We start from the raw sequence: 5,639 nt of genomic DNA, 5'->3' as shown, positions 1-5,639 counted from the left end.
AAAGCTAAAGAAATTTGGGGGGGATGGTTTACAAATTTGTTTCCCTATGTCTTATTAAATCTAGAGTATTGTATTGATAAATAAGATGTAAGTCAGTCTAGGATATTCATCATTATTTTTTAGCAGTCACCATAAACGAACGTCGCCTTCCAGGTACTGAACGGGGTGCGATTTGGACAGAGTAACGTCCATAATTTGCTCTTATTTCTCCCGGTTGGATAACTGACGCATTCCACCCATGATCAGCAAATAATTCTTCTGGTGCGTCTGTGCCAAAACGCCAATTTTTACTAATTAATCCCTTCTGAGTTTTGGAGCCTATCTGCCACGACTTTACACTTATTAAATCTGCACCCAAATAACTCCCTTTGACACTGACATCAGAAATTGTTTGCAGTAATGTATTTATCTCTTTTTTATCCATATACATCAATAAACCTTCCATCAACCAAACTGTAGGTTGATTAGATTGATATCCATGATTTTTTAATAAATGCACCCAAGGTTTTTGCAAATCTGTAGCGATGGACTGGCGATGACATTTAGATGGAATATCCTTAAGAATTGCTTCTTTGCGAGACATGATTTCTGGTAAATCAATCTCGTATATACATATTTCAGGTGGTAAGGGTAGGCGATATGCCCTAGTATCGTACCCCACCCCTAGAATTACAATTTGACGTACCTCTGGTATTACAGATATCAGAAAATCATCGAAAAATTTAGTTCGCACTGCCACAAACTGGATGCGAAGGGTATTTGATTTCGGGTCTTTACCGTCTTGTTTTTCCCAAGAATCCATCAAAGACTGTATTTCCTTAGACCCAACTAACTGAGCAGCAAAAGGATCGTCAAAAAGTCGGTCTGCCCTTTTCGATTCAATAGCACGTTTCGCCGCCATTACTACTGCGGTACGACAGACATCATTTTTGATTTCTGGTATTTTTTCGGCTTTTGCTGCCAGTTCGTTTTCCATAATTTACAATTTACTGCTTGATCATGAAATTAAGGACAACCTTGCTGAGATACTGTACCATCGGGCATAGTGGCATTACACAAATTAGCCCCAGTCAAATTAGCCCCAGTCAAATTAGCACCCGTTAAGTTAGCACCGATTAAGTTAGCCTCCGTTAAATTAGCCCCACTTAGATTAGCATTTTGTAAGTCAGCATAACTTAATTTGGTTCTATACAAATAGGTATTACTTAAATCAGAGCTAGCCATGCTCGCACCGGTTAAATCCCCTAAACTTAATGTGGCTCCTTTTAAATTAGCCTCATATAAGATTACCACAGGAGCAAAAACCTTATCTAATTTAGCCTTTTCCAAGGTAGCCGATGTTAAGTCAGCATCAAATAAACGAGCAGCTACTAAATTAGCATTTGTCAGGATGGCTCGTTCTAAATTAGCGAGAGTTAAATCTGCTCCCTGGAGATTAGCATTGGTCAGATCCGAACTTACTTCTTCGGTGGCTCGTCGTTGGTAAGATTGAAGTTTAGGGTTAAGTAGAATACTATTTAGATAAGCCCCTGATAAATTAGCCCCTCTTAAATTAATACTTCTCCAATTACAGTTACTAAAATTCCCAAAGCTCAAATCACGACCACTTAAATCATCGCCTAGATCGCAATTAGAAAAAGTGTTAGATTGGGCTTGAGCTGGCAACCCTAGACAACCGAGACATAAGAGAGAAGAAACTAGAGTTGAAGAAACTAGAGTTATTGTTTTAAGCACCATAGTCATATTGAGTAGTTAGGATTGAATCTTTAGAGCATGAATTAAGACAGAGTCAAATCTAGAGCCATCCCTGTCAGAGTTGTGAGAGTAGTCAGTTGGAGCAACGGATGGTTAACGGATGTAACCAATGGAAGTATGGAAAAATCTAGAAGTCTCGCAAGATGGCGAAGAGGTTATCCAGAGTAACACGGATTTCTATGAGGTTTGACTTCGGATTGCTATAATAGTATACAGTAATTTCGATGTGAAAGTAGGATTGATCGGAACGTCGCACCAGGGAATAGGACACCAGTAGAGTTTTTTCGCTAAACTGTACACTCGTCAACAGTAATTGACCATGAATCCAACTCCCCAACTAATCCAAAACATTTTAAAATGGATAGTAGCCTCTGTCCTAATCCTGAGTCTCTTCGGATGTGCCGCCCTTCTAGACCAGTTAGGAATCGGGAATTACGCTGTCAAACGGGTATCTGACGGGGATACCATTCTCGTCGCTGACAGGTTTGGCAAGGATGTCAAAGTTCGGTTTGCCTGTATCGACGCTCCAGAAATTGCCCATTCCAAAAAAGAGAAGCAAAGCCGCAAATTGGTAGACAAAAGTCAATTCAAATGGGGAAATAAAGCCAAGGAGCGACTTCAGGAACTGGTTAAACAAAGCGATAATCAGGTAGTTTTGACTGTAACTGATACTGACCGCTATGGGCGCAGCGTCAGTGAAGTACGCTTAACCGATGGCACCTTTGTCCAGGAAGTGCTAGTAAAAGAAGGACTAGCACAGGTATATCGCCCCTATCTGAAAGATTGCCCCAGTGCGGAAATGGTCGATAGTGCTGAAGCCAATGCCAAACGATATCGGCGAGGGTTGTGGCGAGACCCTAAGTTTGTTCCAGCTTGGGAATATCGTAGTTTAGCAAAAACTAAATCCTCCTCCTGAGTCGGAGAGTGTTTAGTCCTCTGAGTCTTTAGTCCTTAGAGAATGTTTGTTAAACTTTGCTTAAATCCTTGCCTAGGGTGGGTTAGGCGGCGATATCTGTCAAAGCTCACCTTTTAAGAGAGCTGTCCGCCGTAACCCACCAATATTCAAGACTATAGCTGTCTTAAGATTTACTTTATAAACCGTCTCTTAGTAGCTAGCCAATAGCCAGCCAAAAGTCTATTGGTAGTTACCACTAATGAATGAGTAATTTACTCATATAGGGTTTGTAAATCAGATGTAAACCTAAGAGGTATTTTTTTATTATCCAATAAAACTCCGGAGCTCTTTCCCCTCTTGCCTTTTGCCTCTTGCATGCATGCCTTTTCCTGCAATTGGTGTGTTTACAACCCATATACAAACGCTATAAATGTTGCAAAATGTTAAGTAAGTGATCAAAACTAAGATTCAAAACTGATGGTACTCTTCGGATTTAAGAAAAAGCTGACCGTGCCTACTCCTGAGGAAGCCTTACCCGGACGCTCAGAACTCATGCCAGTACCCGAGCGTCACTACGTCAACGGCAATCCTCTCAAACCCCCTTATCCTGATGGATTGGAAATGGCGATGTTTGGCATGGGATGTTTTTGGGGAGCAGAACGCCGATTCTGGCAACAAGAGGGAGTGTTCACTACCGCAGTAGGTTACGCTGCTGGCATTACCCCTAACCCTACTTATCAAGAGGTCTGTACAGCCATGACCGGTCACAATGAAGTGGTGCTGGTGGTATTTGATCCAAAGGTAATCAGTTACGAAGCACTATTGAAAGTCTTCTGGGAAAGCCACAATCCCACCCAAGGCATGCGCCAAGGCAATGATACTGGTACTCAGTACCGTTCAGGAATTTATACCTATTCCGAAGACCAAAAGAAGCTAGCGGAAGCCTCACAAAACGCTTATCAGCAAGCTCTGAAGGTCGCCGGTTATGGTAATATTACCACAGAGATTCTAGATGCTCCTGAGTTTTATTACGCAGAGGGCTATCACCAGCAGTACCTGGCTAAAAATCCTAATGGGTATTGTGGTTTAGGTGGGACGAATGTGAATTGCCCTGCAATTTCATAAGTCATCACTTCTGTGGTTAACACTCATCAGTAATTAGTCATTTGTAAGTACCAAGAGACTTTGGTGGATTACAAATGACTAATGACTAAATGCAGCAATTCAGTTGACTAGGAAAGGGTGGGTTTTGTAACGTTTGTAACAAGGTTGTTTGTCTTGGGCTGATACATAAGCTAAACCCACCCCTACAGAGTGAGTGGAGTTTACACTAGTTCCTGGTGCGAAACTAAAGTTGCTAAACCGACATAATTACTGTCAATAGCGCTAAGTTTCTGGGAATCTTCTTAAATTGATATAACAGCTCTAAATTGCTTTAAGTACTTTCGTCCTGGGTTTTAATGATCTTCGGACCAGAGAACAGCTAGTGGGGTGCTCCGGCGCGGGGAGGGGGGAGTTGGAAAAAATCCTGTGTACCTAACTTGTGATGAGAATTGCTATATATCCTTTTTCAAGGAGCAAGAGAGTGATGAGACTCAAACAGTTACAGAGTTCAGCCAAGAATAAATATACTCAGCTTTTGTTAGTGCTGCTTTTGGCTTTTGTCGCCTATGCTTTTTTCTCGCAAGCAATAATTGCCGACTTAATTCTATCCCTAATTTTATTAGGAGCAATAGTTGTAATAATTACAACATTTTATTTACATAAAAGGTTTTTTTATTGTTATCTGTTCATTTCATTGCTCGCTTTTGTAGTCGATTTTATCGAGTTTATTTATCAATACTCTAACTTAAAGCTAGCTGTGGCTACAAATATTATTTATGGTGGTTTTTTTCTCTTAGCTATTGTGTTGATGATTGAGAAGATTTTTAGCGGTCACAAAGTCACGATCGATACCATAGTTGGCGGTATTAACGTCTTTCTTTTAATTGGTACTCTGTGGGTTTTGTTTTTTGAAACTATCTATTTATTAAACCCAAAATCTTTTACTTATTCAGCAGAAACAATTAATTCTTTTGACCTGCTTTATTTCAGTTTTACCACCTTAACTACCGTTGGCTATGGGGATATTACTCCTGTCAGTCCTCTAGCGAAAGCTCTGACTAATTTAGAAGGAATTTGTGGGGTGATGTATCCCGCCGTATTAATTGGCAGATTGGTCGGAATTTATAACCCAGAAGCAGAGCATTAGAGGGAGCAGGGGAAGCAGATAAGTCAGAGGGAGGAGACTTTCAAGGGTATGTTTTTAAGATTGTGAAGTTAGGACAGGTACAATTGCTGTATAGGGTTTATCATAATGATTTAGATATTTATCCGGAAAATGGTTGGTCATTACATGGTTTAGCACAAAGCTTGCAAGCACAAGGAAAAACAGCAGAAGCAGAAACTGTACAACAGCAATATCAACAAGCGTGGCAATATGCTGATATTGCTTTGTGAAATAACCGTAAAATAACCTCAGTTCGATTGGCTCAACTAGAAAGCTGATCTAATAAATCCTTTAGCACTGGTGGTAATTTGCGCATAATCTTACCCTGCTCTCGGTCAACGGCTACTAGAATCACACGACCGGTTAGGTAAAGTTCTTTGCCATCATGGGATTGAATTTTATAATCCCACTTCATACGGAAACCTTTCATTTCGGCGATGGCTGTCTTGACAACTGCTCCTGTGCCCATTGGCATTGCCCGGTGATAGCGTAAAGAAAGTTCTACTACTGGTAAATCGCATCCTAGCCTGACAAAATCACTATAATCCATACCCATTGAGCGCAAGTACTCCACCCTCGCTTCCTCCATCCAGCCAATGTAGGTACCATGCCAGACTATACCAGCATAGTCAGTGTGGTGGGGATGGACTCGCACTGGATAGTCAAACCATTTGGCTGTGGTGGCAGTTAGCTCATGACTTGCCATGGTACTGTCCAGCT

At 41.0% G+C, this 5,639-nt stretch carries 8 protein-coding genes; 4 read left to right on the top strand and 4 right to left on the bottom strand.

Going from position 1 to position 5,639, the window contains the following annotated elements:
- Positions 1 to 112 precede the first annotated feature (112 nt).
- The 3 genes from F6K37_RS30905 to F6K37_RS30895 all read right to left on the bottom strand — a co-directional run bounded on the left by F6K37_RS30905 (position 113) and on the right by F6K37_RS30895 (position 2,062).
- Entirely contained in the window at positions 113 to 976 is an 864-nt protein-coding gene (locus F6K37_RS30905) for a class I SAM-dependent methyltransferase (RefSeq protein WP_287254356.1), read from the bottom strand.
- A gap of 29 nt (positions 977 to 1,005) precedes the next feature.
- Positions 1,006 to 1,737, bottom strand: coding sequence for a pentapeptide repeat-containing protein (locus tag F6K37_RS30900; protein WP_287254354.1), 732 nt, complete (start codon positions 1,735 to 1,737; stop codon positions 1,006 to 1,008).
- A gap of 145 nt (positions 1,738 to 1,882) precedes the next feature.
- On the bottom strand, positions 1,883 to 2,062 hold the full coding sequence (locus tag F6K37_RS30895; RefSeq protein ID WP_287254352.1) for a hypothetical protein: 180 nt from the start codon (positions 2,060 to 2,062) through the stop codon (positions 1,883 to 1,885).
- A 12-nt stretch (positions 2,063 to 2,074) separates the two neighbouring features.
- On the opposite strand from F6K37_RS30895, the gene F6K37_RS30890 reads away from it, so the two are divergent.
- From F6K37_RS30890 to F6K37_RS30875, 4 genes are all read left to right on the top strand, one after another.
- A complete protein-coding gene (locus tag F6K37_RS30890) occupies positions 2,075 to 2,671 on the top strand; it encodes a thermonuclease family protein (protein ID WP_287254350.1) in 597 nt (198 codons plus the stop codon).
- Positions 2,672 to 3,127: 456 nt separating this feature from the next.
- Positions 3,128 to 3,775 carry a peptide-methionine (S)-S-oxide reductase MsrA gene (gene msrA / locus F6K37_RS30885; protein WP_008183085.1) on the top strand — a complete coding sequence of 216 codons (648 nt, stop codon included), beginning with the start codon at positions 3,128 to 3,130 and terminating at the stop codon, positions 3,773 to 3,775.
- A gap of 463 nt (positions 3,776 to 4,238) precedes the next feature.
- On the top strand, positions 4,239 to 4,901 hold the full coding sequence (locus F6K37_RS30880; RefSeq protein ID WP_008183083.1) for a potassium channel family protein: 663 nt from the start codon (positions 4,239 to 4,241) through the stop codon (positions 4,899 to 4,901).
- An 83-nt stretch (positions 4,902 to 4,984) separates the two neighbouring features.
- The gene (locus F6K37_RS30875) at positions 4,985 to 5,149 is read left to right on the top strand and encodes a hypothetical protein (RefSeq protein ID WP_154659762.1); all 165 of its coding nucleotides are present in this window, start codon (positions 4,985 to 4,987) and stop codon (positions 5,147 to 5,149) included.
- A gap of 32 nt (positions 5,150 to 5,181) precedes the next feature.
- Here the strand turns inward: F6K37_RS30875 and F6K37_RS30870 are convergent, their stop codons facing one another.
- Positions 5,182 to 5,625, bottom strand: coding sequence for an acyl-CoA thioesterase (locus F6K37_RS30870; RefSeq protein ID WP_287254357.1), 444 nt, complete (start codon positions 5,623 to 5,625; stop codon positions 5,182 to 5,184).
- Between the last annotated feature and the right edge of the window lie 14 nt (positions 5,626 to 5,639).

The organism is Moorena sp. SIO4E2 (assembly GCF_010671945.1).
GTDB classification, from domain to species: domain Bacteria; phylum Cyanobacteriota; class Cyanobacteriia; order Cyanobacteriales; family Coleofasciculaceae; genus Moorena; species Moorena producens.
This window is presented reverse-complemented; position numbering and strand designations above follow the sequence as displayed.